Origin of the sequence: Christiangramia fulva (assembly GCF_003024155.1) — a bacterium.
Classification (GTDB): Bacteria; Bacteroidota; Bacteroidia; order Flavobacteriales; family Flavobacteriaceae; genus Christiangramia; species Christiangramia fulva.
In genome coordinates this window covers 4318151-4344891 of the sequence record NZ_CP028136.1, presented here as the reverse complement: position 1 = coordinate 4344891, position 26741 = coordinate 4318151, and the positions used below count along the sequence as shown (strand labels likewise).

The 26741-nt window shown below is 35.3% G+C and carries 22 protein-coding genes; 13 read left to right on the top strand and 9 right to left on the bottom strand.

The window, feature by feature from the left end; genetic code table 11:
* Window positions 1–42: 42 nt before the first annotated feature.
* The 4 genes from C7S20_RS19290 to C7S20_RS19275 all read right to left on the bottom strand — a co-directional run bounded on the left by C7S20_RS19290 (window position 43) and on the right by C7S20_RS19275 (window position 1209).
* On the bottom strand, window positions 43–270 hold the full coding sequence (locus C7S20_RS19290; RefSeq protein ID WP_107013986.1) for a helix-turn-helix domain-containing protein: 228 nt from the start codon (window positions 268–270) through the stop codon (window positions 43–45).
* A gap of 78 nt (window positions 271–348) precedes the next feature.
* Window positions 349–588, bottom strand: a complete 240-nt coding sequence (locus C7S20_RS19285) for a hypothetical protein (RefSeq protein ID WP_107013985.1) — start codon at window positions 586–588, stop codon at window positions 349–351.
* A 10-nt stretch (window positions 589–598) separates the two neighbouring features.
* On the bottom strand, window positions 599–853 hold the full coding sequence (locus tag C7S20_RS19280; protein WP_159039997.1) for a hypothetical protein: 255 nt from the start codon (window positions 851–853) through the stop codon (window positions 599–601).
* Window positions 847–1209, bottom strand: a complete 363-nt coding sequence (locus C7S20_RS19275; RefSeq protein WP_107013983.1) for a response regulator transcription factor — start codon at window positions 1207–1209, stop codon at window positions 847–849. Before C7S20_RS19275 ends, C7S20_RS19280 begins: the two co-directional genes overlap by 7 nt.
* 147 nt (window positions 1210–1356) lie before the next feature.
* Here C7S20_RS19275 and C7S20_RS19270 point away from each other — a divergent pair, with 147 nt between their 5' ends.
* The 4 genes from C7S20_RS19270 to C7S20_RS19255 are packed head-to-tail and all read left to right on the top strand — an operon-like array spanning window position 1357 to window position 3558.
* Window positions 1357–2121 carry a S24 family peptidase gene (locus C7S20_RS19270; RefSeq protein ID WP_107013982.1) on the top strand — a complete coding sequence of 255 codons (765 nt, stop codon included), beginning with the start codon at window positions 1357–1359 and terminating at the stop codon, window positions 2119–2121.
* Window positions 2114–2668 (top strand): hypothetical protein, encoded by a 555-nt coding sequence (locus C7S20_RS19265; protein ID WP_107013981.1) that lies wholly within the window; start codon window positions 2114–2116, stop codon window positions 2666–2668. The genes C7S20_RS19270 and C7S20_RS19265 overlap by 8 nt, the downstream gene beginning before the upstream one ends.
* 4 nt (window positions 2669–2672) lie before the next feature.
* Entirely contained in the window at window positions 2673–3290 is a 618-nt protein-coding gene (locus tag C7S20_RS19260) for a hypothetical protein (protein ID WP_107013980.1), read from the top strand.
* Window positions 3274–3558, top strand: a complete 285-nt coding sequence (locus C7S20_RS19255) for a hypothetical protein (protein WP_107013979.1) — start codon at window positions 3274–3276, stop codon at window positions 3556–3558. Before C7S20_RS19260 ends, C7S20_RS19255 begins: the two co-directional genes overlap by 17 nt.
* Here the strand turns inward: C7S20_RS19255 and C7S20_RS19250 are convergent.
* Window positions 3530–4762, bottom strand: a complete 1233-nt coding sequence (locus C7S20_RS19250; protein WP_159039996.1) for a phage integrase SAM-like domain-containing protein — start codon at window positions 4760–4762, stop codon at window positions 3530–3532. The genes C7S20_RS19255 and C7S20_RS19250 overlap by 29 nt on opposite strands.
* A 415-nt stretch (window positions 4763–5177) precedes the next feature.
* Between C7S20_RS19250 and C7S20_RS19245 the strand changes: the two genes are divergently transcribed.
* Window positions 5178–6455, top strand: a complete 1278-nt coding sequence (locus C7S20_RS19245) for a site-specific integrase (protein ID WP_107013977.1) — start codon at window positions 5178–5180, stop codon at window positions 6453–6455.
* A gap of 234 nt (window positions 6456–6689) precedes the next feature.
* Here C7S20_RS19245 and C7S20_RS19240 read toward each other — a convergent pair whose 3' ends face one another.
* The gene (locus tag C7S20_RS19240) at window positions 6690–7016 is read right to left on the bottom strand and encodes a hypothetical protein (protein WP_107013976.1); all 327 of its coding nucleotides are present in this window, start codon (window positions 7014–7016) and stop codon (window positions 6690–6692) included.
* A 158-nt stretch (window positions 7017–7174) separates the two neighbouring features.
* A complete protein-coding gene (locus C7S20_RS19235; protein ID WP_107013975.1) occupies window positions 7175–7567 on the bottom strand; it encodes a hypothetical protein in 393 nt (130 codons plus the stop codon).
* Window positions 7568–7705: 138 nt separating this feature from the next.
* Here C7S20_RS19235 and C7S20_RS19230 point away from each other — a divergent pair, with 138 nt between their 5' ends.
* The 3 genes from C7S20_RS19230 to C7S20_RS19220 all read left to right on the top strand — a co-directional run bounded on the left by C7S20_RS19230 (window position 7706) and on the right by C7S20_RS19220 (window position 9805).
* Window positions 7706–8332, top strand: coding sequence for an SOS response-associated peptidase family protein (locus tag C7S20_RS19230; protein WP_107013974.1), 627 nt, complete (start codon window positions 7706–7708; stop codon window positions 8330–8332).
* A gap of 76 nt (window positions 8333–8408) precedes the next feature.
* Complete coding sequence (locus C7S20_RS19225) at window positions 8409–9158, top strand: SOS response-associated peptidase (RefSeq protein ID WP_107013973.1); 750 nt, start codon at window positions 8409–8411, stop codon at window positions 9156–9158.
* 245 nt (window positions 9159–9403) lie between these two features.
* Window positions 9404–9805 carry a hypothetical protein gene (locus C7S20_RS19220; protein WP_107013972.1) on the top strand — a complete coding sequence of 134 codons (402 nt, stop codon included), beginning with the start codon at window positions 9404–9406 and terminating at the stop codon, window positions 9803–9805.
* Between the two features lie 327 nt (window positions 9806–10132).
* On the opposite strand, the gene C7S20_RS19215 is transcribed toward C7S20_RS19220, so the two are convergent.
* Window positions 10133–10939 carry a CPBP family intramembrane glutamic endopeptidase gene (locus tag C7S20_RS19215; protein WP_107013971.1) on the bottom strand — a complete coding sequence of 269 codons (807 nt, stop codon included), beginning with the start codon at window positions 10937–10939 and terminating at the stop codon, window positions 10133–10135.
* 376 nt (window positions 10940–11315) lie between these two features.
* Between C7S20_RS19215 and C7S20_RS19210 the strand changes: the two genes are divergently transcribed.
* Together C7S20_RS19210 and C7S20_RS19205 are read left to right on the top strand one after the other, a co-directional pair.
* Window positions 11316–15107, top strand: a complete 3792-nt coding sequence (locus C7S20_RS19210; RefSeq protein ID WP_107013970.1) for a class I SAM-dependent DNA methyltransferase — start codon at window positions 11316–11318, stop codon at window positions 15105–15107.
* A 42-nt stretch (window positions 15108–15149) separates the two neighbouring features.
* Window positions 15150–18287, top strand: a complete 3138-nt coding sequence (locus tag C7S20_RS19205) for a metallophosphoesterase (RefSeq protein WP_159039995.1) — start codon at window positions 15150–15152, stop codon at window positions 18285–18287.
* Between the two features lie 209 nt (window positions 18288–18496).
* On the opposite strand, the gene C7S20_RS19200 is transcribed toward C7S20_RS19205, so the two are convergent.
* Window positions 18497–18772: a helix-turn-helix domain-containing protein gene (locus C7S20_RS19200; RefSeq protein ID WP_227009061.1), complete on the bottom strand. Its 276-nt coding sequence runs from the start codon at window positions 18770–18772 to the stop codon at window positions 18497–18499.
* 699 nt (window positions 18773–19471) lie between these two features.
* Between C7S20_RS19200 and C7S20_RS19195 the strand changes: the two genes are divergently transcribed.
* From C7S20_RS19195 to C7S20_RS19185, 3 genes are read left to right on the top strand one after another with little or no spacing between them, the layout of a single operon-like run.
* Window positions 19472–22480 (top strand): SusC/RagA family TonB-linked outer membrane protein, encoded by a 3009-nt coding sequence (locus C7S20_RS19195; RefSeq protein ID WP_107013967.1) that lies wholly within the window; start codon window positions 19472–19474, stop codon window positions 22478–22480.
* An 11-nt stretch (window positions 22481–22491) separates the two neighbouring features.
* On the top strand, window positions 22492–23898 hold the full coding sequence (locus C7S20_RS19190) for a RagB/SusD family nutrient uptake outer membrane protein (protein WP_107013966.1): 1407 nt from the start codon (window positions 22492–22494) through the stop codon (window positions 23896–23898).
* An 11-nt stretch (window positions 23899–23909) separates the two neighbouring features.
* The gene (locus C7S20_RS19185; RefSeq protein WP_107013965.1) at window positions 23910–26714 is read left to right on the top strand and encodes a M16 family metallopeptidase; all 2805 of its coding nucleotides are present in this window, start codon (window positions 23910–23912) and stop codon (window positions 26712–26714) included.
* Window positions 26715–26741: the final 27 nt, after the last annotated feature.

Here is a 26741-nt window from a genome sequence, read left to right as displayed (position 1 = left end):
ACAATCCCCGTTTAGGTGTTGAGACTGGCGGGGATTGTTGTTTTAATAACTTTCCTTTTCCACGATCTCTTTCAGAAACTGGAGCTTGGGAATTCTCCAAACCCGTTCTAAAAGTTTGCCCTTGATGGTGCCTTTATGCAGGTGACGGATCACGGTATCACGGTGGCATTTCAAAAAGCTCGCGCACTCATCTACCGTCATACAGGTATCGTTTGCATCATGAAGCCTTAGGGCTTCCATGGTGGCCATTATGGTTTCTTCTTTGCTCATAGTGATTTCGTATTGATGCCGCCTGTTCGTGGCATTTGGTTTTTATATAATCCCCAACGGGGTCTTTCTTTACTTTTTTCATAGCCGCTGCACCTTGTTGTTTTGTTCCAGCGCTTTTTGTGCGGCTTCTTCACTGGCTTTTTTTATAGTTTCCAGTAATTCAAGAATGATGTTCTCATCTTTCCGACCGTTTTTCAGGATATGGGAAACTGCCTGGTGGCTATACCCGTTTTGAAATACGATTGCCTTGGCTCCTTCGGGGATTTCTCCCCATGCTTCTTTTAATTTGTCAAGCGGTGTTCTTTCTTTAGTGTTCATTGGGTTTCTATTAGTAACTCTGAAATTGTTTGGTGGCATAATTCCTATTGGTCAGTACCGAATAGAGAAAGTGTGCACAAATCGTATAGCTTTGCTCGCGAATGGTATTGGTAGATACTTCGGCTTTATCGAGCCATTTATATACCAGCTCGAAAAGATCTTCACGAGTGACGGCCTTTTTATATTCATCTTCTATCCAGATGGCAATAGCCGGAAGGTGGGCGAAAATGGGAGCCATATCTGGTTTAGGGAAAAAGCTTAACATAGTCTTCGGTTTTTAGAGGCCCGGCCCCGGGTCATGATCATCTCTATTTCTATCTTGCTCAGGCGAGGTGTTCTTATCGCCCTGGCATCCATCACGATGTTGGTAAAAATGATAGCAAACTGTAATACCAGCATGATAAGCGCGGCGAAGTACTGTTTCGGGTCTTTGATACTTAAGATGTATTCCCGCACAATATCGATGGCGCTATGCCCTCCGATCTTCTTGCGCATGTTCCTTAAATGCGCATGTACGGTATCGGGATCGATATAAAGATCGGCTGCGATCATTTTCTGAGACTTCCCAAGGCATAAGTGCTCGGCGATCTCATTCTCACGGTCTGTAAATTCTTCTACCATTTTTGGGTTATTTAGAGTCTCAGCGCATCATCAACACAACAAATTGCGTATATTTGATAAGAGCGCAAAGCAAATATACTAAACAGTTTAGTATAACCAAACAGTTTGGTAGTAAAAATTTAGCATTTGCTAAACTTTAACATTTCTATGGACCAGGCAGAGAAGATGAGAATGTTAGATAGGATCATTGAATTAGTTGATTCTAAAGGGGTTTCTGCGTATGAAATCGCCAATAATATTGGTTTGACAGAAGCGGGGGTAGGTAAAATCTTGAACAGGAAAAGTAAAAATCCCCGGGACAATAGTTTAGTTCAGATACTAAACTATGTGGAAAGAAGAGGTGAATCTTCCAGAGAAGTTGCTAAACCAAAAGAAAGTTACCCTACAAATAACAGCAAGAATATTACGGTAAATGATCCGTTGGAATTTTTCAGCACCAAATCAGGATCTACTTTTGAACAATTACCTGACGGAACTTTTAGAATGACTGTTCCGTTTGTACCGGTTCAGGCTCAAGCCAGTTACGTAAGTGAAAATATAGATATCAACTTTTTTGAACGTTATAAAAAGCAGACTTTCCGGGTTAATCAAACCGGTAACGGTCGATACCTTGCATGGCAGATTAAAAATGACTCTATGGACGATGGTACTGATGAAGGACTTAAAGATGGTGATATTATTTTAACCAGGCAGTTGAATAGAATTCATTGGAAAAGTAAGTTTCGCTACACGCATTTTCCTTTTTGGGTCATTGTTACGAAAGAAGATGTAATATGCAAAGAGATCATTAACCATAATGTTGAAAAAGGTATAATAACCTGTCATAGTTTAAATTCTGAGTATAAAGATTTTGACCTTTCGCTAAATGATGTAAAAGAAATATATAATGTAATACCCACCTTAGATGAATAAGTTTTTTTTAATAATTGCTTTAGTTTCATTTTCCGGCTATTCTCAAACTTTAGTAAAAGCTGATAAGCAAGATAAGTTTGATTTAAATAATCAGGAAAAAATTTTTAGTTCTAATGCTGGATACTGCAAAATTTATAAAGTAGAGCCAGATATATTTATTCTTTGGAATGGTTATTCAGAAATAGATAGAATTACAGTGGCTAACAGGGATAACCTTGATGAGTTAGTGAGAGCCAGTAAAATGATATTGAATGCTGATTATAATGACGAAGTTTATTTAGAAACCATTCCTGTCTATATTAAAAAGGAAAAAATTATCGGCACTACATATTCTTTCTATCTGACTAAACAAAACACGGATGTAGATATGTCTGATCTTACCTATTCTGAAATTAATGAGCTTGCCAAGACTTCAGATGTTAATTCAGTCCAATCTGACGGTGAAAAAGTGATAGATAAGGTTAAAAGGATCACTTCAGAAGTTACCGAAGGGTGGATGAGTTTAACTAAAAAACAATTAGAAAAATTAATCGGAATGAATTATTAAGGTAATGAATGAAGGATTAAATATTGTTACGGTAAGAGAAAAAATAGAAACTGGACAATACGAGCAAGCTTTTAAAGATCTTCAACTATTAAAAAATCAGGTTGTAGAGGGAGGTATATTTAATAATCTATGGTTTAGGCTATTTATCTCTGATCTAATGGCAGAAATCTGCGAAAAGGAAAATAGAGAGTCAGATTATTTCTATTATAAAAACCTGTCTATGGTTCTGGAATTAGCAAAGGAAATAGTAAAAAATCCCCCTTTTTTTGATGCAGTAGAAACCAAAATAATTCAAGTCTATAAAGGCGAACATTTTTACCAGAGGGATCAGGTTTTTCAGAATTCAATAAATCGAATTTTCTTTTTAAATGCGAAGTATGGTAAATACCTGCTCAGAGTAATTGTTGAAATACTTTTTCCTTTTTTAATACCTGAGCCGTGCCGGTTAAATTTTTTTTCTATGAAAAGTGATTATGATAAAAAAGCTGAAATTATCCAATCGGGATGCATTATTAAATGTCAAAGATTTCTAAACTCGATGGATGTCTTAAAAACAGTTTCTGGTATTACTGCCCTTTATGGACATCATTTTAATAAAGTAATTCATGAAAACCAAGATTGAAACCCCTGAAGCCCGAATCTTGCATTTTATTGAACATTTAAAAGAATCTGGTAAGGTCCGTTTCAAGGAAGAGGTATACGAGAAAATGAATGTCAGGCGGCAATATGTGACTTCGGTAAAAAATGGAGAGGGGAATAAGCGCTTTACCACTAACCATATTCAAGCCTTGTGCGAACATTACCCGGTGAATGCTAACTGGATCTTTGGAATAGAAAAGGAAATGTACCGTAAAGAAAAGGTCAAATCTTCTTCATCAGCCGATTCATAGCTTCGGTAACCGACCGTTGAGAGGTCTTTTTATATTTCTGCAGTGTCTTCGGGTCCCGTATACCGGTTATTTTCATGATGATATGATCTGGCATTCCTTCTTCGGCTGCTAAAGTGATAAAAGTTCTTCGGGCGGTATGGGTTGAAACCATTTCATGTTTTTTATGGTAAAGCACCTCTTTTTTATTTCCCCGGTAAATCGTTTCTTTAATTTCTTCATCGATACCGGCCATGGAACAAATGGTCTTGATATGTTTCCGGAATTTCATATCTGAAAGCCTGGGTAGATTCCAGTCGTATTTATCCAGTAACCTTTTCAATTTGGGATGTAAGGGAATGAAGCTTTCATTCTCGGTCTTTTCGGCTCGTTTGATGATCATATTGCCTATGACATCGGCCTTTTCAAATACCGAATAATCCGAATACCGCTGGCCTGAATACACCCCAATCAAAAAGAGATCTCTTACCCGTTCCAGGCTTTCACGGGGAAGCTCTATTTCTTCCAGCGCGGCTACCTCTTCTTTCGTCAGGTGAATATCATCAGCCTGGTATTTCTTCACCGGGTTCTTGAGATTGTCCATATCTATGTTATGATATTTTCCATGGGACCATATAAGAAAGGTAAACAGGAAATTGATATTGCGGTGCAGGGTATTGTCGTTGTGTGGTTTAAAAGGTTTGTTCTTGATCTGCCTTAAAAAACCGGAATAGGCATCGATAAAGTCTTCATTGATCTGCCGGAACTGGATTTTCTTTCCACGGTATTTTTCGAAGAGCTCCAGCTTCTTTTTAAGATTGGAATACTTCTGGTTCCAATCAGCTGACTTTCCCCCGCTCATGTTCTTGGTATCGATAAACAACTGAACGATATCAATAAAAGAGGTGGCTGTTTTTTTATTTTTAAACCGGCGGTCGAATATGTCTTTCAAGTGTGCCCTGGTAAGCGGCTTATTTTCTTTTTCAGACTTTTTTATCTCTTCTTCCAGCAGTTCTGCATACTGCAAAAGGATATCGGCAATATGTCGGTTTTTGACCCCTTTAGAGCCTCGAAGTGTTTTAGGAAGCCGGTTTTCAAAATCCCAGTTATTCGGTTGAATTTTTTGACCGGTTGAATACTTAAAATTTTTACCTTCGTCTTTAAGGTAGTGAATGAGATAGATAGAAGTCTCATTATTTTGTTTGGGGTTCTTTAGATAAAAATACATTCCCCAAATATAATAAGGGGAAAGAAAAGGGGAAAGTAAAACACTATTTAAAGCATATTTTGAAACTGCATAATAAAGCACTTACTTCTGAAAATACCTTAAAATAAAGGCTTTTGCGCCATTATACAATTTTTGAAAAAGTATAGTAAAAGGGGTGTACGAATCCCTCTTTCTCCGCTGATTAAATGCCAGAATTATTAAAAAGCCCGAAAACACTGCGTTTTCGGGCTTTTTTAATTTTATTTCATATCAAAAAAAGGCATATAAATGCATCAAATGGGTGCTAAATTCGGTGCTGCTTTTATGTTGAAAAAAAAGCAGCACCGAATTTCATGTAAAGCCTTTATTATCGGTATCTTACAGAGGTGTAACTTGCATGTTTTTTTAGAATATACCATGTAAAATAGGTTCTGAAATGTATAATACTTATTCCGTAATTTTTTTTCCAAAAAATAGCAATGGTAATAAACAAGGTCTCGTGCCAATTTACCTTAGAATAACGGTGAATGGCAGGCGTTGTGAATTGAGCATTAAACGAAAAATTCCCTTAAAATCTTGGAATCCCAAAACCGGATCAATGAGAGGGAAAAGCGGAGATGCTGGTGAGTTCAACAGATATTTGAACAGCATTCGAAATAGAATTGATAGGATTTATGAAGACCTTGTCAAAGAAAAGGCTGATTTCACTGTTGAAACCATGCGGGATATTTACACCGGAAAAAATAAAGATAGAAAGATGCTATTAGAAATTTTTCAGGAGCATAATGACCAGGTTGAGAATTTAATCGGAAAAGATTTTGCCTATGGAACCTTTGAAAGATATCGAACTGCTAAAAAACATGTTGAAGAGTATATTTTAAAAGAATACAGATTGAAAGACATTCCTGTAAAAAATGTAGATCATTCCTTTATTACCGGATTTGAGTATTTTTTAAAAACTAAAAGAAAATGTAGTCACAATACTGCTGTAAAGTACATCACCAACTTTAAAAAGATAATCAGGATAGCTATAGCAAATAACTGGATAAATAGAGATCCATTTTTACATTGGAAAGCCAAACTGAAAATTGTAGATCGGGAATTTTTATCAGAGGATGAGATTCAAAAACTAATTCAAAAGGAATTTCAAACAGATAGGCTGGATTTAGTAAAAGATATTTTTCTTTTTTCCTGTTTTACAGGACTTGCATATGCTGATGTGAAAAAACTTTCAGAAAATAATTTGGTGATTGGAATTGATGGAAATAAATGGATAAAAGTTAATAGGACAAAAACCGATTCTCGAACTAATATTCCGTTACTGCCCACCGCCCTTGAAATAATAAAGAAATATTCTGATCGACCGGATGCTTCAGCAAAACTTTTGCCCATCCTTACTAACCAAAAGATGAATGCCTATTTAAAAGAGATAGGGGATATTTGCAAAATTCAAAAGAATCTAACCTTCCATCTGGCCAGGCATACTTTCGCAACTACCATTACTCTTTCTAATGGAGTACCAATAGAATCGGTGAGTAAAATGTTAGGTCACAAAAATTTGAAAACTACGCAGCATTATGCCAAAATACTAGATCAGAAAGTAAGTCAGGATATGTTGGCATTAAGGCGAAGAATGAGTAAGAATGTAGAATTTAATCCAAGTACATCTGCGAAAAAAACAGATGAGCTTGGAGAAACTATGAAAAGTAATTAGTATCTGGAAACAACGGAGTTTTTATTTGGGTAGACTGATATTCAATTTCTTTTTATTACTTTATATCATAATTTATAAAACAGATGCTTTCTATTTTCCACCTACTAGGATCCTTCTATTCGTTCTTCTTGTTTTATTATTAATTTTAATACTAAAACAGAAGGCTCTTTACCGTACGATTATAAATAAGGAATCCAAAAAGTGAGAATCCATCATATTGGAGAATATTGTTTTTTAAATTATTTGGATGGTGATTAAAACCAGGAGGATGATTAAAGTGATCAAGGAAAAATATAAAATACCGTTTTTCAAAGTCCACAGAACCATATTTCTTTTTAGAATTTTCTTTTCAAGGTTTTCCAATTCTATTAATTTCTCGAAACCGAATTTTCTTGCAATCTTTCCTTTATCTGTAAGGTAAACCCTGTTAGAATTATCGATGATAATCAGATTGTACTTAACCAGCTTTTGAACTTTAAACAGATCATATTTCTGTACTAATTGCTCCAATCTAATTCCATCCGTTACAGAATTCTGTCCAGATGAAGATGTAATATACATTTTTTGTAAGGTATTACATACATTATAATGGTCAAATTTACGTTTAAAAGTTATAAAACAACGTTGATAACAAATAAACTATTGTTAAATATTGATTCGGTGGCTTTGAAACTCTTATTCTTTCTAGTAACCGGAATTATGTTAGGAAAAATCCAGTTCTAAATATTTGTATTTTTTGATTTAGCATTCAATTCAAAGAATTTTTGCTCAAACTTCTCGGCTGGTAGGTATTTATCTGACGACACTTCAAAATACCGCAATGTACTTTGAACAAAGGATTCGCTTATACCGATCGATCTTAAAAAATCCTGGCTTTGCTTTAGTATAATTTCTTTCCATAATTTCTTTTCTCCATAATAAATGGTATACCTGTAGAAAAGATTTTCGTTAGCATCGATGCAAAAAGTAACCACTACCAGTTCAATTAAATTAGAATAGGTTTTACCCTCCCTTTTTCCGGTGTAGAAATAATCAAATTGAAAACCTTCTAGTTCCCCTTCAACTTCGGTTCGGTCGTATTTTTCAAAACTTTTGCGAGGTCTTAATGGCATTGATTTTTAATTTGGATCAAAAAATTATTTACTCATTGATAAAAAAGTAGAAACCATATTGTCTAAAGATTGGTTAAATAATTATAAAATTAAAGGCTCCTTTGTAATTAATTCAAATCTTATATTAAAGTTACTAAAATGCTAAAAGCAGTTTCTTTTACTTCTAAGGAGGAAGTGGTAGAAAGAGAATTTGATAGTTCCTTTCATGTTAGGCTTCTATACAAACCGGGCTTTTTATCAAAGCCGACTTCCTTTCCTAATTTATTTTGTATTCCCCAGGAAAACCCTGTGGAAATATATCCCATGGAGTGGGGCTTTATTCCAGAAAATATTTCTGATATAGATCAATTCAGAAAAAAGGGTCCTCATTTATTTACGTTCACCAGTCAAGAAATCCTTCAGAATTTAGTATCTGCGCCAATTAAAAATCGGAGATGCCTGGTGCTTTTAGATGGTCTGGTATTTCAGGGAAGGGACACGGAAGATCCACCTGAATATTTTTACCCAAAAAACAGAAAAATGTTTGCCGTAGCCGGCATCTATAATGAAGTAAAGCCTGAGTATTGGAATGTAGCTTTAGTCGTTGGGCCCTACAAAGAAAAAGAAAATCATTTTCCTTTAATTCTCAGTAGGGAAGTAGAGTGGGAATGGCTAAGAAAAGACCTTACCACTAAAAGACTGAAGGAGATTCTTATCACCGGCTATTCCAAACAAAAACTAACAAGTCATTACTTAAATCCCTCATTTTTTAATGGACAGAGGTAGATTTTTACTTCTTCGAAATCAAAAACTTTATTTAATTTCCCTTTATCTTTAATAGTAAGTTCTAAAATACTTTTTCATGTGCTATCAAAAATCCCTAAATCAATCGGAAGATAATTTAACCAGGTATATGGACCGAACTCCATACAATCCCGGCGAATTTGAACCTTATTTTCTAAATGACGGATTTTCCCACAGTAGTATTTACATTATTCCTCAAGATGAGCCCGAACATTGGTTTCCTGCAACCTGGGGTTTAGTTCCCAACTGGCACAGGGGAACTTCTGATGAGTTTTTCAGAAATAGAAAATATAACACTTTGAATGCGAAGGCAGAATCTGTTTTCACCTCTAATTCTTATCGTCAACCTATTCATGAATCCAGATGTTTAATTTTTTGCGATGGTTTTTTTGAGCCGCATCATTATGGTAAAAACAGCCAACCCTATTTTTGCTATTTAAGTGAGAGTAAAAATTATATGGATAGGGAAATCTTTACTTTTGCAGGAATTTACAATAAAGACACTGAAGAAAAGTATACGGTTAGCTTACTAACCGTGAATGCTAATCCTCTTTTTGAATCGATTCATAATGACAAGAAGCGAATGCCACTTGCTCTTGATCGGAAATATGAATTAGACTGGATAAGTGATGATCAAGGTGAGAGTGTCATTAAAGGAATTATGGATGAAGGTTTTACCACGAAATCATTTAAAGCGCATCCTGTAATGAATTACAGGTTAAAGGTCAATAGAGAGCTAAAGAATACCGAAAAAGTACTCGAACCTGTGGAAGCTATTGATTCTGATCTTCAGGAAGTCTTTAATTAACCCGGGAAAAAGGATATTTTAAAAGTTAATATAGGAAAACATATAAATTTTGTAGATTAGAAATTATTAGGTGAAAATGCTTATTTAGTGCTATGACCCATTAAGGACCGACCTTACGAGAGCCAATTAGTATTAATATACTGAAATAATCCGTTCCCCCGGATCGGGTTTAATGAGGGAAATTCAGGTAACAGCGAATTTCCCTTTTTTTAATCTTTTTGCGGTAGCTTTAAAAAAATGTTGAAATGAGGAGTTTATTGCTTTTTTTCACTCTATTTTTTTTTAGCTTTGGATTTGGTCAATCGAAAAGTTATACCACCCTGCTTACGGAATACAAAACAGGGCCAAATTCTGGCGAATTTGAATGGATAAAAAGAACCCTCAAGATTTCTGCTGATACCATTTGGATTACCTCTTTTGGAAAGGAAGAAATAGATGTTCAGCGCTGGATAATAAATGCAAAAGAAGAGGGGCTTATTGAAACTTATCACACCCAGCTAATAAATGGTGAAGAGGATACTCCACTGCCTGCTCTTTTCCGATTGATAAAAAATGATGCCGGGAAAGTAGATGTAATTAGCTGGAGTATACCCGAATTACCCGGACTAATTAGTAAAGAAATTTGGTTTTATATAGACTATAAATAATAAAAGAGGCTTATATAAATTCCAAATGATATAATAAGCATACCGATACAACAGGCAAATATTTTAAGCTTCTTTTCTAATTCCATTCTGTTGATAAGCCAAAGAAGAAATGAAATAATCAGGCCAATGCTAATCCCGATAAAAATTGAGGTAATAGAAACTATCATAAAATGTATGTATTTAAAACTCAGGATTAAAACCTAAAGCTAAAATAGTTTCTTTAAAGAAAATGAGGTAGGGGATTTTTCCGGTTTTTTCGTTTAATGGCTAAAAGGATTATATATACGATAAATCATTAACCTGCCGTCGGTCGGGATAGGGGTCCGGTTACAAACTGCTATTTAATTTATTATATTTTTTATAATAAAGTAATATACCTGTGATCCCTGTGGTCATTGCGATTATAAAGCCTATTAACGCTATGTTTTCAGCATATCCTTCATTCCCTTTTGTTATTACCTCTCTCCATACACCATTGTTATTTTTAAATCCCAATATCCACTGCGTAAAATTCCAGGAAAAATGAATGCCTAATGGCAATGCTAACCCTTTGCTTTTAAGAGCGGCCAGGCCAAATAAAATCGCACCTAGCCCGGAGCCTATTATTGCGAATTTCCAAGACATTCCAGCAATAATATGCTCCACAATAAAAATACCTGTCATCATACATAAAGCAAATATTGGATTTATAGCTTTGGCCAGGCTTCTTAGGAGGTAAGATCGAAATACTAATTCCTCTCTTACGGCGACAAGAAAGTAAAGCGTAAATGCTGATCCAATGCTTACAACGGAAACATTGGGAGAAGGTAAAAAGGTTACCTCTGCAAAATTCGAAGTTATTAGTGCTTGTATAGAAACCATTAAAACCCCAATTCCAAAGCCGCTTAAAAATTTCAAAAGACTTTTATATTGAAATCCTATTCCAATTTCCCTTAAACTAAGTTTTTCCCACTTTGCAAATATGTAAGCAAGAATGAAGGTTAATATAGAAGTAAAAAGAAGGGAGAGCTGATCGCTGTGCGATAACCCCTTAAAAATACCGGAAATAGTCGCAAAAATTATAATACTAAATAAGTAGAACAAAATAACTCTGGTAAGAACAGGCAGTGGGGGTGAAAATCTATTAATGGACATTATTTTATATTTTCTAATTTAAAATATAACCAGATTTCAGATTTTAATTAGCTCGCTCCAGGGAAATTTCTTTAGGAAAGAAATACTTGTCATTTTATTTTAATTTTACCATAAGCATTATTTTTCTATACATCCTGTTTTCTTCTATCCTCCGGGTTAAGGCATGGTAGGGGATTTTTCCGGTTTTTAGACCAGGAAAGATTTTAAAGATATACTTTGAATTTAGTGAAAAAGAATTAACTAAATTCTGTTAAAAGCTTTTTTTTACTCTTGTTCAAGTTTTAAATCTTCTTTATATCTTGTTAAAAATTTAACTTAATCAATTTCAATGCAGTATTCCCTACAAACTGCTTTTTACATATAACTCCATTTCTGCATGCAGACAGGACAGGAAATCAACTCAGGGAACCTACAAATACTAAAGCCGAGAAAAGCTCTCAATAAAGCTTTCTTGAAGGTAAAGCCCAACCGCTCCCGTATTGAGCAGTTCAAAGAAAACCTTAAGAACTTACTGGATAGAACCAATGATACGGAGTCTGAAGAGTTCCATAAAAACCTGGTCACAGACTTTTTAAAAAAGACCTATTACGATCCAGATCATTTCATCAATACCAAAGGCCGTAATGACCTGGTGATCCATAATGGTAAAAAGGCCAAAAGTACTGTGGGTGTGATCATAGAGGCCAAGAAGCCCACCAACAGGTCAGAAATGATCAGTAAGGACAGACTTAATGTCAAAGCTTTTCAGGAACTAGTGTTGTATTACCTGAGGGAACGCATTAGCCAGAAGAACCTGGAAGTAAAATACCTGGTTGCCACCAACATCAACGAGTGGTTTATTTTTGACGCCAATCTATTTGAAAAGGCATTTGCGCAGAACAAAAGGCTGGTCAACCAATTCGAGGATTTTGAAGCCGGACGACTGGCCGGGAAGACTACCGATTTCTTCTATCGGGAAATTGCCGAACCTTTTATCACACAATTGGAGGTCAACTTTGAGTTTACTTATTTCGATATCAGGAATTATGAAAAACTCTTGCGGAACAATAATCCGAAAGACGACAATAAGCTAATTACGCTGTTTAAACTCTTTTCCCCTGAGCATCTTCTCAAGTTGCCTTTTACTAACGATAGCAACAGCCTGGACAAAAGGTTTTATGGCGAATTACTTCATATTATAGGCCTAACTGAAACCAAACAAGGCGGGAAGAAGATCATCGAGCGGCAGCCGAAAGGTAAACGCAATACCGGTTCATTTCTCGAAAATGCCATTATCCAGCTTGATAGCACCGATAAGATCAGCCGATTAGAGAATCCTTCCCAATTTGGTTCTATCCATGAGGAACGACTTTTTAATGTCGGCCTGGAACTAAGTATAACCTGGCTCAATCGGATCCTTTTCCTGAAATTGCTGGAGGCGCAACTGGTCACTTATCATAAGGGTGATAGATCCTATGAGTTCCTGAACATGGATAGAATTCATGATTATGACGATCTCAATAGTCTTTTCTTTCAGGTACTGGCAAGGCAATACGGGAAGCGAAATGAAGATGTAAAGAAATTGTTTGAGAAGGTGCCTTATCTTAACAGTTCGCTATTTGAACCAACAGATATAGAACATTCCACCTTATTTATAAGCAACCTCCGTGACGATAAGGTCCTTCCAATTTACAGCGCCACGGTATTAAAAGATAAAAAAGGCAAGAAGCGAAGCGGGGAGTTGAATGCGCTGGAATATCTCTTTGAATTCCTAAACGCCTACGACTTTAGTAGTGAAGGAGGAGAGGCCATACAGGAGGAAAATAAAACCCTGATTAATGCCTCTGTTCTTGGGTTGATCTTTGAAAAGATAAATGGCTATAAAGATGGGTCTTTCTTTACTCCTGGTTTTATCACCATGTATATGTGCCGGGAAACCATCAGGAGAGCGGTGGTACAAAAGTTCAATGAAACGAAGGACTGGAATTGTAAAGACCTGGACGAACTTTACGATAGCATAGAAGACCGTAAGGAAGCCAATGAAATTATAAACAGTTTAAAGATCTGTGATCCCGCTGTGGGAAGCGGACATTTTCTGGTCTCTGCTTTGAACGAGATGATCGCCATTAAGAACGACCTGAATATCCTGCAGGATCGCTCAGGTAGGAGGCTGAAGGAGTACCAGGTAGAAGTGGTAAATGACGAGCTGGTGGTGACCGATGAGGAAGGCGAACTGTTTGAGTACAATCCTAACTCAAAGGAGAGCCAGCGGGTACAGGAGGCGCTTTTCCATGAAAAACAGCAAATCATCGAGAACTGTCTTTTTGGAGTGGACATTAATTCCAACTCGGTTAAGATATGTCGTTTGCGATTATGGATCGAGCTTTTAAAAAATGCTTATTACCGGAACGAGACCGAACTGGAAACCCTGCCCAATATTGATATAAACATCAAGTGTGGGAACTCCCTGATAAGTCGTTTTGACCTGGATGCAGACCTGAGCACGGCCCTGAAAGACAGTAAATGGAGCATAGACAGTTACAGGGAGGCGGTTGACACTTACCGAAATGCGCAAAATAAGGAGCAGAAGCGGGAAATGGAAAGGATCATCCACGACATCAAGAACGATTTTAGGAGCGAGATCTCTGCTAACGATCCCAAAGTAAAGCGGCTGCAAAAAGTAAAGGGCGAGATCTTTTTGATGAGCAATCAAACCCAGATGTTTGAAATGTCAAAACGGGAAAAAGCTGCCTGGAATAAAAAGCTGGAAAAGCTAACCAAAGAGAGTAAAAAACTAGAGGTTGAGATCCAGGGGATAAAGGATAATAAGATCTATGAAAATGCTTTTGAATGGCGCTTTGAGTTCCCAGAGGTCCTGGATGATACTGGAGAATATATAGGATTTGATGTAGTGATGGGGAATCCGCCGTATGTGCAGATTCAAAAAATGGATTTTGATTTTTCCCTCATTAAGACAAAATATCAAACCTTTGAACAAATGGGTGATATTTATGTTTTATTTTATGAAAAAGGACTTGAAATCTTGTCTGAAAACGGACTACTGAATTTTATCACTTCTAACAAATGGATGAGGGCTAATTATGGGAAATCATTTCGCGATTTTTTGTGTAGAAAAACTGAATGTATTCAACTTATTGATTTTAATTATTTCCAAGTTTTTGAAGAAGCTTCGGTTGATACAAACATTCTCTTGTTATCATCTGGTGTTACAAAAAATATTAATAGTGCAACTCTCATAAAAGAGTCCTTCAAATTGGAAGAAATTAAGGATTATGTGGAGAGTAATAAAGTTCAAATTTTTAATTTGGCTAGTGATTATTGGAACATTGTATCTCCAAAAAAATTGGTTCTAAATGAAAAACTTAAAATAAAAGGGAGGGAAATTCAATTTTGGGACCTTTCCATTAATTATGGAATTAAAACTGGATTTAACGAAGCCTTTATAATAAACAAAGCAACCAAAGAAAAACTTATTGAAGATGATCCAAAAAATGAGGAAATTATAGTACCCTATTTAAGAGGGAGAGATATAAGGAGATTTGGTTTTGTACATCAAGATTTATGGTTAATTTTCACAAGAAGGGGTATAGATATAGAACAATATCCAATTGTAAAGAATTTTTTAGAACCATTAAAAGAGAAACTTACCCCTAGAAATAATGGAGAAAAGATAGGAAGAAAACCGGGGCCATATAAATGGTATGAAATTCAGGATTCAGTTGCTTATTATGCTTCTTTTCAAGAAGAAAAATTAGTTTACGCCGAAACCATGAGAATTCATAAAAACGACACATCAAATTTTCCACGTTTTGGATTTGATGATCAAGGTTATTATTGCGATAAAACTACTTTTATTGCCACAGGTGCCAATATAAAGTACTTGTTAGGTCTACTAAATTCTAAAATTGGAAATTATTTAATACGCGAATATATAACGAAACTCGATACTGGAGGGTATATGGTGCAAAAGGTCTTTTTTGAAAAAATTCCGTTAATGGAGCCACCTTTTAATGAGGAAATTACTGTAGCGGTTGAGAAAATTCTATCTCTCAAAAAAGAAAACCCCGCCGCCGACACCACTTCATTAGAAGCCGAAATTGACCAGCTTGTTTATGAACTTTATGGTTTGACGGATGAGGAGATTAATATAATTGAAAAACAAATTTAAGAAACGACAAAAAATAATTAAATAATTCTAAAAAAATAAATTTTGGTTCGAATAATCCACCTTAGTGATTTTCATCTTAAAAATGAAAGTATAGAGAGTTCTCAAAAAAACTTATTAGAAGCTTTAATCGTTGATATTAAGCAGTTTGTCAACCGTGATACTATAGTCATATTTTCCGGTGATTTTGTAGATAAAGGTGGATTAGAATTTAATGATCCGGAATTGAAGTTTCATTATTTTGAAGAGCAGGTGATAGATCCAATATTGCGCCACTTTCCAGGATTAAAAGGAAGATTTTTATTTGCTCCGGGTAATCATGATTTTGAAAGAGATAAAATAAACTCTTTTAAAGATAAACCTATGAGGGATTCTTTTATTGCTTCACCGGATTTGGTGGATAAATTTATTCCAGAGGTACGAGCTAAAGAAGAATCAGTTGTAGGTATGACGAATTTTAAATCTTTTGAAAAAGAATTTTTTGAAAAGAAGGAAGATTGGCTTGAGTACAACCTTACTCCTTTTGAATCTAGTTTCAAATTACAGTGTGGAAATGAAAATGTTGGTGTAACTGCCTTAAATAGTGCTTGGTTGTGTTATGAAGATGATAATATTGGGAGTCTTTTTTTAGGGAAAAATCAAATTGAAAATTCTTTAGAATTTATTTCCGATACTGATATTAAAATTGCCATTCTGCATCATCCATTGGAGTTTCTTAATTCTAGAGATTATAAGAAAATAAAGCCTTTGTTATATAGTAATTATGATATGATTTTCCTTGGACATACCCATAAATTAGAATCTCAAAAAGTGGATGATCTAGATGGAAATTTATTTTTATCTATAGGAAAATCAATTAATGGAATTCAATCCGAGGAAATCAGCTATACTAATGGATATGCAGTTATTGATTTTGAAAAAAGTGATAATATCACAGTTCATTATCGGAAATATTTGGATTTACATAGGAAATTCGTTGTAAACAGTGATATTGGGAATGATAGAGGTATAAAGATATTCGAAATTCCAAAAGAAGGTGAACAAAAAAAAATCCAAAGAGTTAGTGGGATAATAGATGAAATAAAGGAAGATATTTTTCCAAAATTAAATGATGATCTTATCCTAAATATTTCTCAAAGTAATAAAGGTAAGCTTTCTGAAATTTATGTAGAACCTGTTATTGGAAATTTGCCCGAAAATAATGTAGATAATAATGATAATTTTCAATTTTTCTCGACGCGTAATTTAATCGAATCTAATAATAATCAATTAATATTCGGAGCAAAAGAAACAGGTAAGACTATATTGTTAGACAAACTACTTATTGATTTAACTGAAAATTTTCAAAAATCCCGAAGGCTTCCTGTTTTAATCAAATTTAATGAGATTGGAAATCAAAATATAAAACAATTAATCAAGAAATATATAAGTAGAAGTTCCAAAGAAACTAATGAACTTCTCAAATGTGTAGAAATTGACTTACTTATTGATGATTTAGATTTTTCCTCTCAATTTAATTATCAGAATAAAGAATTAAAAAGCTTTATTTCAGAATTTCCTCAAACCAGAATTGTTGCCACTGTAAATAATACCGAAGATGAAATAATACCAGTAAAATTGATTACTGCATTTTCTGAATTTAAAGATGATTTTAAAATCTATTATATCCATCTTTTTAAATCTAAACAGATTAAAGGTTTAATTTCAAATTGGATTACAAGCTCAGATATAGATTTGCACGAGAATATTGAAAAATTATTAAAAGGTTTCAGAGAAATTGGATTACCGAAAACACCACTTGCTGTAACAATCTTTCTATGGATAATAAATAAGCAACAGAACAGACCTATAAATAATGCAGTTTTAGTTGAGCTTTTTGTCGAAAATTTATTGGAGAAGGGAAACCTTCAAAATATATACTTCGATACATTTGATTTTGGTGATAAACAACGGCTGTTGGCTTACCTCGCTAAATTTATGCTTGAAAAGAAAAATAGTAACCTTGGTTACAGAGTTAAAGAATATGAACTTCAAAAAGAAATAGAAAGATATTTAGAAAATAAAATTGACTTAAATCCTTCAAAAGTTTTAGAATACCTAATTGAAAGAGGAATTTTGGTTAGATGTAATGGTAATAGCATTAGATTTAAAACAGCATTTTTCTTTAGTTATTTCTTAGCAAAATTTATAGGATATAGTCAAGACTTTAAGAATGAAATACTTACCGGTAAAAATTATTTAAATTATATTAATGAACTTGATTTTTATACTGGATTAAATAGAGAGGATGAAGAAGTTTTTAATTTTTTAAATAAAGAGGTAGAAGAGGTATATGGTTATATTAATTCAAAAGTAAGAGACGAATATGAAGAAATAGATAAAGTGTTAGAAACCAAACAAACAATTGCATCCAGAATTGATTTAGGGAAAGCTTCAACCAAGCCAACTGAACAAGAAATTGAGAAAGCATATGATAGCCAAATTGCTACCGTACCTTCTAGAAAAAATATTGAAGCAAAATTAGATATGGATCAACAACCGAAAGAAGAAATAGAGGCTATAAGGTTTTCGAAATTACTGAAGTTAACAGCTATTGTCTTCAAAAATAGTTCGGATATTGATCATAAAAAACGCATCGATTCCTATAATAATATAATAGTCAGTTCTATATCCTATATGATGATGTATAGGGATTCAATATTATATTTCAGAGAAAAATATGCTGATGAGGTTTCAAAACTGTTACCAAAGGAAATGGATTTTGGTTTTTTTATGAAGATTTTACCTATTTTACATCAGGTGACAATGTATAATTGGATTGGATCATTTAAATCTGCACCTATTATCAGGAAGAAAATTCAAGCCGATAGAAATACCAAAGAAATTTCAGAATTTGAGAAATTTTTATCTGTCTATATTTATTCAGACATCAGGGCCAAAAATTCGCCGGATTATATAAAGGAGTTTTTTAAAACAACCAAAAGGAAATACATTCTGGATGCGAGCTTTATTAAAAATATGTCTTATTATTATTTAAGATCAAAAAGCATAGAATCTGATAAAGAGTACACCAAGTTATTAGCAGAAATAAAGACGAAATTAGGTGAAACCTCCCAAAGGAATAAGGGAGAACTCATTCAAAAGTTTAAGGAAGAAAAGAATAAAAAGGAAACAGAGGAGTAAAAGTATGTTCAAATAGACTTTGCTCTCTTGGACAGTTTTCAGGAACCACTTTAATTTTGCTTGTTAAATTTAAGACCTCGAGCCGGTTGGCGGTCGGCATATAGAGTTTTTATATTCAGAGATGAGTATCGTTATACACAATTTCCTAGAGTAATTGGATGGTGGTGAATAAAGATATTTCATTTATAAAAGTTTTTAGAACTCTATTATTATCCTGAGAATAATTCACAATCAAAGAATTCTTTAAGTGATATATCTATCATTGAGCAAAATTTCTTGATAGAGTGAATGCTGATTCCCCTGCCATCAGTAGTACTTTCCCATCGATTAATTATTTGCCTATCCATCAAATGAGCTTCAGCAAATTTGGATTGATTTGGTTCAATTTTCTCCCTTAGGGTTTTAATTCTAAGAGCAATCTTTTCATTTAATATTTTACGATTATCCCTACCATTAACCATATTGCAAGGTTGAGATAAAAACATAAAATTTTGTAAGCCAAATGGATGACATTAAAAAATTTGTTTTATCTTTGATAAGAATTAAATTGCGAACTTCTTATAATATTAGAAGCATTCGCTTAGAGTCTCGAACAAAAAACTGGTAATTTTTAAGCAACGAGATGATAAGTGTGAATGCTCACGACCCGGGGCGTGGGCTCATTTATCGTTGCGCGGTATACCAGTACCTTTGTTCGGTAAGTTGAGTTTCGCGCCCATTTTTTGTGCGGTTACTTTTCTTCTTTAAGCATGTGCTTCAACACTGGGAGGCGCAAAGCAAATTAACATCCCTACATACTAATTAAGGCCAGGGTGGCCGGCACTTATTTTAAGTGTTTTCGTTAAATCCTGTTTGCGGGAACAGGCCAACCATGTTAACAATCCCGTGGGTTACTGCAAATCCCTATTAGTAGCGCAGTAGTTGGGTGGGAAGCCTGCATTCTCTATTGAAGAAACGTAGGCTGGGCACAATTGTTATAGGGAATAGGATGCCTTTTTTGCTCCAAAAGTTTGTTTTAGTCAATAAAAAAAATGCTTATGAAGCTCCTAGTGGGCACTAAAAAAGAAAGATGAACACTCGTTTTTGCGGGTAAAAGTAAAAAAGCCTTCCCTCAAGATTGGCGTCTGGCAGGGAAGGCCTAAGCTTAAATAAAACTAATGTTTCATTTTAACCAGTGTAAAATTATGAAAAATTTTTACAGGAGGAGCCTTACTGTCATAGTGTTCCTTATTCTCCTGGCTGCTTTAGTAATTCTTTCTATGAGCCAGGCAAAAGCGGTAACCGCTAAATTCTATAAATCTGCCTTTCAGCAGGAGGTAAGTGGCCAGGTGACCGGCCAAAACGGTGAACCTTTATTAGGAGTGACCGTCCTGGTGAAAAACCGGCAGTATGGTACTACAACTAATAAGGAAGGTATTTATAGAGTAAAAGCCACACCAAGCGATACCCTTGTATTCACTTCTATAGGTTTTAAAAAACTTGAAGTCCCACTGCAGGGCAGAACAAATCTCGATGTTCAACTACAGGAAGATATCGCTTCTCTTGGCGAGGTAGAGATCAATGCGGGGTATTATAATGTAACTGAGCGAGAACGAACGGGGAATATTTCCAGGGTTACTGCAGAGGAGATCGAGAATCAGCCGGTAATAAGTCCCCTCCAGGCTCTTCAAGGCCGAGTAGCCGGATTAGAAGTTGTTGAACCCAATGGAATACCAGGCGTAGCTCCAACCATTCGCATTCGAGGACAAAACAGCCTACGTAGCAGCATCAATAACAATGGCAATTTACCGCTATATATCATTGACGGGATGCCTATAAACTCCGCTCCGTTAACCTCTATCAACCAATTTGTTTCCGCGGTGGGTACTGATCCCTTAAATGGACTGAATCTTTCGAATATTCAAAGTATTGAAATCCTAAAAGATGCAGATGCGACTGCAATCTATGGTTCCCGAGGGGCCAACGGAGTAATTTTAATCACCACAAAAAACGGAAAATTTACCAGCGACAAAGATAGGGTGGAAGCCCGGGTATATAGTGGAGTTAGCCGGGTTTCTCATTTTGTAGATCTTTTAGATACTCCGCAGTACCTGGCGCTAAGAAGACAGGCATTTGAAAACGACGGTGTAGAACCTACCGAGGCTAACGCCAAAGACCTGTTACTTTGGGACCAGAATCGAAATACCGACTGGCAGAAAGTTTTGTTTGGAAATTCAGCACCTACTTTCAGCGCCGATTTAAATTATTTAGGAGGAGGAGATAATACCTCTTTCAGAATCGGAGCATCCTATTTTAAACAAGGAAGTGTTTTTCCGGGGGATAATTCTTTTGAGAAGAAGACCACGAATTTTAGCCTGAACCATCGATCACAAAATGAAAAATTTCAACTTAATTTTTCGGCGAACTATGGGATAAACGAGAGTGATCTCTTTAGTGCCAGTAATTTTGTGAGCGCCGGATTAAGGTTACCACCTAATGCCCCAAAGCTTTACCAGGAAGATGGCAGCCTGAATTGGGAAAACTCTACCTGGGTTAACCCTCTAGCTCCATTGCAGAGCAAAGGCAAAACCAAATCGGATAATCTTGTTACAAATCTCCATTTAGAATATGAATTAGTAGATGGATTGACATTTAAAACAAACCTTGGATATACTTTTCTTAACAGCAGACAAGATATATTACTCCCCAAAGAGATCTACAATCCGACAGTATGGGCTTATGTTTCGGACCGTTCCCAACATTCATTTATTAATAGAAAATCCTGGATCGCCGAACCTCAACTAGTATATGAAAAAACTCTTCGCGAGCACAACTTGGATTTGTTGGTTGGAACTACAATTCAAAGAAATGAGAATGCTGAATATACATTAAATGCCACTGGGTTTGCCAATGGACATTTAATTGGCAACCTGGAGGCTGCAGATGCGGTAAGCGTCACCAAGGATCAACATCAAGTATATAAATATCAGGCAATATTTGCCCGTTTCGGTTATAATTTTAAAAAAACCTATTTTCTGAATTTGACCGGCCGTAGAGATGGCTCTTCACGGTTTGGGCCGAAAAAACGTATCGCTAATTTCGGAGCAATTGGTGCAGCATGGATATTCACCAATTCTCAATTTCTAAAGAATGATGTTCCCTTCCTTAGTTTCGGTAAAATTCGCGGAAGCTATGGTATAACCGGGAATGACCAAATCGGGGATTATCGATATCTAGACACTTACCAATCTACACCAGGTCCCGGAGGATTATATCCCACTCGACTTACTAATCCGGTTTTTTCATGGGAAACCAATAGAAAAATCGAGGTGGCTCTAGAGCTTGGCTTTTTAGAAGATAAAATAAATCTCAACCTTAGCTGGTATCGGAATAGATCGTCAAATCAACTGGTAGGTTATAACCTTCCTGCAATAACTGGTTTTAATTCTGTAGAAGCCAATTTACCTGCTACTGTCCAAAATAAAGGTTTCGAAATTGAATTTACCAGTCTTAACGTGCAAAACAAAATATTTACATGGAGGAGTTCTTTGAATCTTAGCATTCCATCTAACAAATTGGTCAGGTTTGATGGTCTAGAGGAAAGCACTTATGCAAATGCTTACAGAGTTGGTGAACCTTTAGATTTAGTAACCTTATATCAGTTTGATGGCATAGATGCTGAAACAGGATTTTTAAAAGTAGTAGATGTTAATGGTGACGGGCGTTATGATTTTGACGATCGAATAATTCCAAAAAATACCGGTAGAGAATATTTTGGTGGAATTTCGAACAGCTTTACTTATCATAATTTTTCTTTTGACTTTTTGGTTGAATTTGTCAGGCAGAACGGTCTTCGCTATTATAACAATGTCCCAGGCTATTTCGGAAATGTCAACCGGCAAAGTATAGAAGACAGCCCACTTTCACAACGTCCCACACAATCGATAACAGGTTATCTGGCTTTTAATAATGCAGCAGGTAGTGAAATTCGTATTATGGATGCTTCTTATGCAAGGTTGAAAACCCTCAACTTAGGATATAGACTTCCTAAGGCCTGGTTAGATAATACCCCTCTTTCCAGTCTTCAATTCTTTCTGCATGGGCAAAATCTTTTGACATTAACAAAATTCGACGGGCTTGATCCTCAAAATCCGGGATCATTAACCGTTCCTTCCCTTCAAAGCATTACAGGTGGCATTCAAATAAATTTTTAAAAAGAATAATTATGAAGATCAATAAAATTTTATTGGGTTTATCCCTATTTGCAATAGTTCTTTTCATGAATTCATGTGAGGATTTTTTAGAAGTTGAAACTCCAAACTATATGTTAGACAGTAATACGGTTTTTGCTGACGATCAAACAGCACAAGGGGCATTACAGGGTTTGTTCAATCAGTTATTCAATACTAGTTTTGCTAATGGGGGAAGCCAATCTGTTAGTTTTCTTGGTGGGGTTTCTGCAGACACCTATACCTTGACTTCAAGTACACCTGATCTTGTTGAATTTCAACAAAATCAAATTAGTCCTGACAATAATAGTAACCTTCAAGTATGGTCGAGTGCCTACAATATAATTTACCAGGCGAATTCCTTATTAAATGGTATAGAAGATAATGCCTTACTATCACAGGAAGTACTTAATCAAATTGAAGGAAGTGGCAAATTCATCCGGGCCTTCACCTATTTTTATTTGGTAAATCTTTATGGGGATATACCATTAATTTTAGATACAGACTATCAGCAAAATTCTCTTGCTTCCCGAACTTCAACAGAGAAAATATATAGCCAGATATTAAATGATTTAGAGGAGGCATCTTCCTTACTTAATGAAAATTATTCAGGAGGCGAACGTTTCCGCGTCAATAAGTTTGGAGCATTAGCGATGCTTGCCAGGACTCATCTTTTTCTTGGAAATTGGCAGAAGGCCGAGATGTACAGTTCACAGGTAATAGAGGCTTCAGCTTATTATGAACTATTAGAAGATCCTAATGCAATTTTTCTAGCCAATAGCCGTGAAGCAATCTGGCAAATTTCTCCGATAGGATGGGGATATAGTTTTACCCATACCCGGGATGGGAATTTACTGGCTAAGACAACAACATCATACAATCCCGTCGTGCTATCAGGGGACTTATTGAATGCCTTTACAGAGAATGATAAGCGATATGAAAACTGGATAAGTCCTTTTGTAACTTCAAATGACACCCTTTACTATCCTTACAAATATAAAATCCAATACGATGCTTCCGGAGGTACTATAAAAGAATATTCAATGGTACTTCGGCTTGCAGAGCAGTATTTAATTCGTGCAGAAGCCCGGACAAGGCAAGGAGATATTTCCGGTGCTATAGAAGATTTGAATAAAATTAAAAATAGGGCAGGTATCGCCCTCATAGACATATCCCAGGGAAGTCCTTCTGAAGATGTGATATTGGATGAAATTTTGCTGGAAAGAAGACGAGAATTTTTTAGTGAATGGGGTCACCGTTGGTTTGATTTAAGACGGTTTAATAAAACGGATGTTTTAAAAAACAAAGTAAATTCCAACTGGACTCCTGCATCGAATTTATTCCCTATCCCAAACAGTGAAAGGATGAAAGATCCAAATCTCACTCAAAACCCGGGTTATTAATTCTACCATCTATGAGACAAACACTAAAAATATTTGTGTTAGTACTATTGACACAAGTACTTTGGGCACAAAACAGTGATAAGAATGAGAGGGATGGCTTTTCAGATCCGACATTAAAATCAGGCCGGTTAGAAAATGGTTTTCGATATTTTGTAAAAAAAATTGACGGAGTTCAACAAATCTATACTTCATTAATTGTAAATGCGGGATCTTCTCAGGAAGAAAAAGACCAAAATAATTTGGCTCATCTTCTGGAACATATGGCTTCAAATGGTACAAAGAATTTCCCGAATTTAAGAGGCGATCCAAATTTTCTTTCCCGAATGAAGATGAAGCCAATGGACATGTTAGCCTTTATAGGAGGTAACAAGACAACATATAGTTTTAGATTTCCCAAAGAGGTTTCTTTTGCACTTGATACTTCTTTAGCCTACTACCATGATATTGCTTCGGGAAAGGTACTATTTGATGATGAAGCAGTGATGGGGGAACGTAAAACGTTATATCAAGAGCATATATTGGGAGGCAATCCCGCTTGGCTTTATTCGAAATTGAAAATCGAGAATTCCTTAACCGGTCGCACGAATGGCCCAGAGCCCAAAGATTTAGAAAATACCATAATGAATTCGTCTACCAAGGATTTAAAACGTTTTTACAAGGATTGGTATCGCCCGGACCTCCTTGTTCTAACTGTGATAGGTGATATCAAAAATACGGACGAGGTAGTCAACAAAATCAGGGAAAAGTTTAAAGATTTAAAGATGCCGGACACCCTGAGAACAAAGAGGAATTACTATAAAAATTACCTCGAAAGTTCAAATAGTTTTATGGTATTAGAAAACCCCGGGCCTTTAAACGAAAAGTTAACACCTGAAACAGCTCTTCAATTTTATTACCGCAATCCTGATATCTATTTTGAGAAATTTTCTGATAAAGAAAATAAAATTTTGTGGGAGCTATTATCCTCAATGATTCATAACAGATTAAAAAGTGAAGAGTTGAATTATGGAACTAAATTTAGCTCAACTATTTATCCAAGTGAAGAGCTACCAGTCATAGAATTGGATGTAAAAACCACGGGAGAAGTTGAAAACACTATAAAAAAGGTCTTTAATATGCTCGCAGCCATTTCTTCATATGGTTTCAGAAATGAGGAATGGGAAACTGTTAAAAGAAAAAAAATCGAATATCTACAAAACCGGAATTATAATTCGATAGATGTATGGGCTGATGCGATTGAAAATCATATCGTAGAAAAAACGCCCTTGCCAGATAAAAATGACCAAAGCGATCTCACATTTCTAAAAAACTTAGACATTGGAAAAATTAATAACCTTGCAAACGAGCTCCGGTGGTTACCAAATGACATTGCCATAATACGCCCCAATGGATCAAAAAAAGACAACTTTAGTGAATTATTGATTCGGCAGTGGATCAATGAAGGTATGGCTCATCCAAAAAGATTTAATCCTTTAAAGGCACCGCAACAATTAATGTCTTCTACAGAGATATCCAAACTGGAAAAAGCTACCATAAGTAGCCGAAGTTTCGGAGACTATAATGAAGACATAATTAAACTGAATAATGGTGTGAAAATTATTTTAAAAGATCTTAAGCCAGAAAAGGGCTGGTATAAAGATAAGATTATAATCCATGGATTTAGCCTTTTTGGGGCCTCCTGTTTTGGAGAAAGGGATATGGAAAGCATGTTTTCACCAGTGATTATTCAAAATTCAGGTTTAGGTAATTATAACAAATTTGAAATTCAGAAATTATTATCCAATACCAGCATTCCTTTTGGAATTAGAAATTATATAGAGCAAAATGAAACGGGGGTTATGGCAGAAGTTTCACCCGAGGATGTAGAATTAGCATTACAGCTTATATACCTTTCTTTTACGGAACCGAGATTTGATAATGCTGCATTTGAAGATTGGAAAATGATTGAAGAAAAAAGGTTTAGGAGAACCGGAAATAGCAATAACGATTTCATTGATTTAATTAATCAGGAAAATAATAATTTCAAAATTCCACAAGGTGGAGCGCGGTATTGGCAAAGCTTATTAGTAAATAACAAGGAAGCCTTTAGGAAATATAAAGCGCTACATGCGAGTGCAAGAAACTTCACCTTCATCTTAACCGGTGACTTTAAAAAGAAAACAGTATTGCCTTTGCTTCAAAAATATCTTGGTAGTCTTCCCAATTCTAAACAACCTTTAAGGTGCGAAAAAAGTAAGAATAGCAAATTGACTAATTTTAGTGGAACTAAAAATTTTTATTTATCCGCGCCTGTAGGTGCTAAGTTTTTATCCATACAGTTTAAAAGTGAATCAGAGCAAAATAGTTTTCAGGAAGTAGTAAATCTCGAATTATTGAAAAATGCAATACATCTTATGCTAAAACGACTGCGATACGAGCAAAACCTCGGAGTTTACTCTTATTCAGTATCAGCCCTTGTAGATCGAGAAAACAATTCTAAAACAATACAGGTCTATCTTCAGACGAATGAGAAAGATTTTGCAGAGGTAATAGAATCCTGCAATGATGTTTTTGACGAATTGAGAACAGATATTATTCCTAAGGCTTTATTAAATTCGGTAAAGGATTTATTTCATATCCCAAAATTAGAAGATAATAAAAACAATACAGCAACACAGGCTAGTTTATATGATCACTACCGGTACGGGGTTCCCTTTATTAATCCAGAAGAAGTTCAGAAGTATAGAGACAATTTTAATGAGAAAAAACTACAGCAAATAGCTATAGAATATTTAAATGCCAATCGAAAATTGGTAATAATAGGCAGCTCTAAATAGTTCTTAAAACAAGCCCCGGAAAGGTTC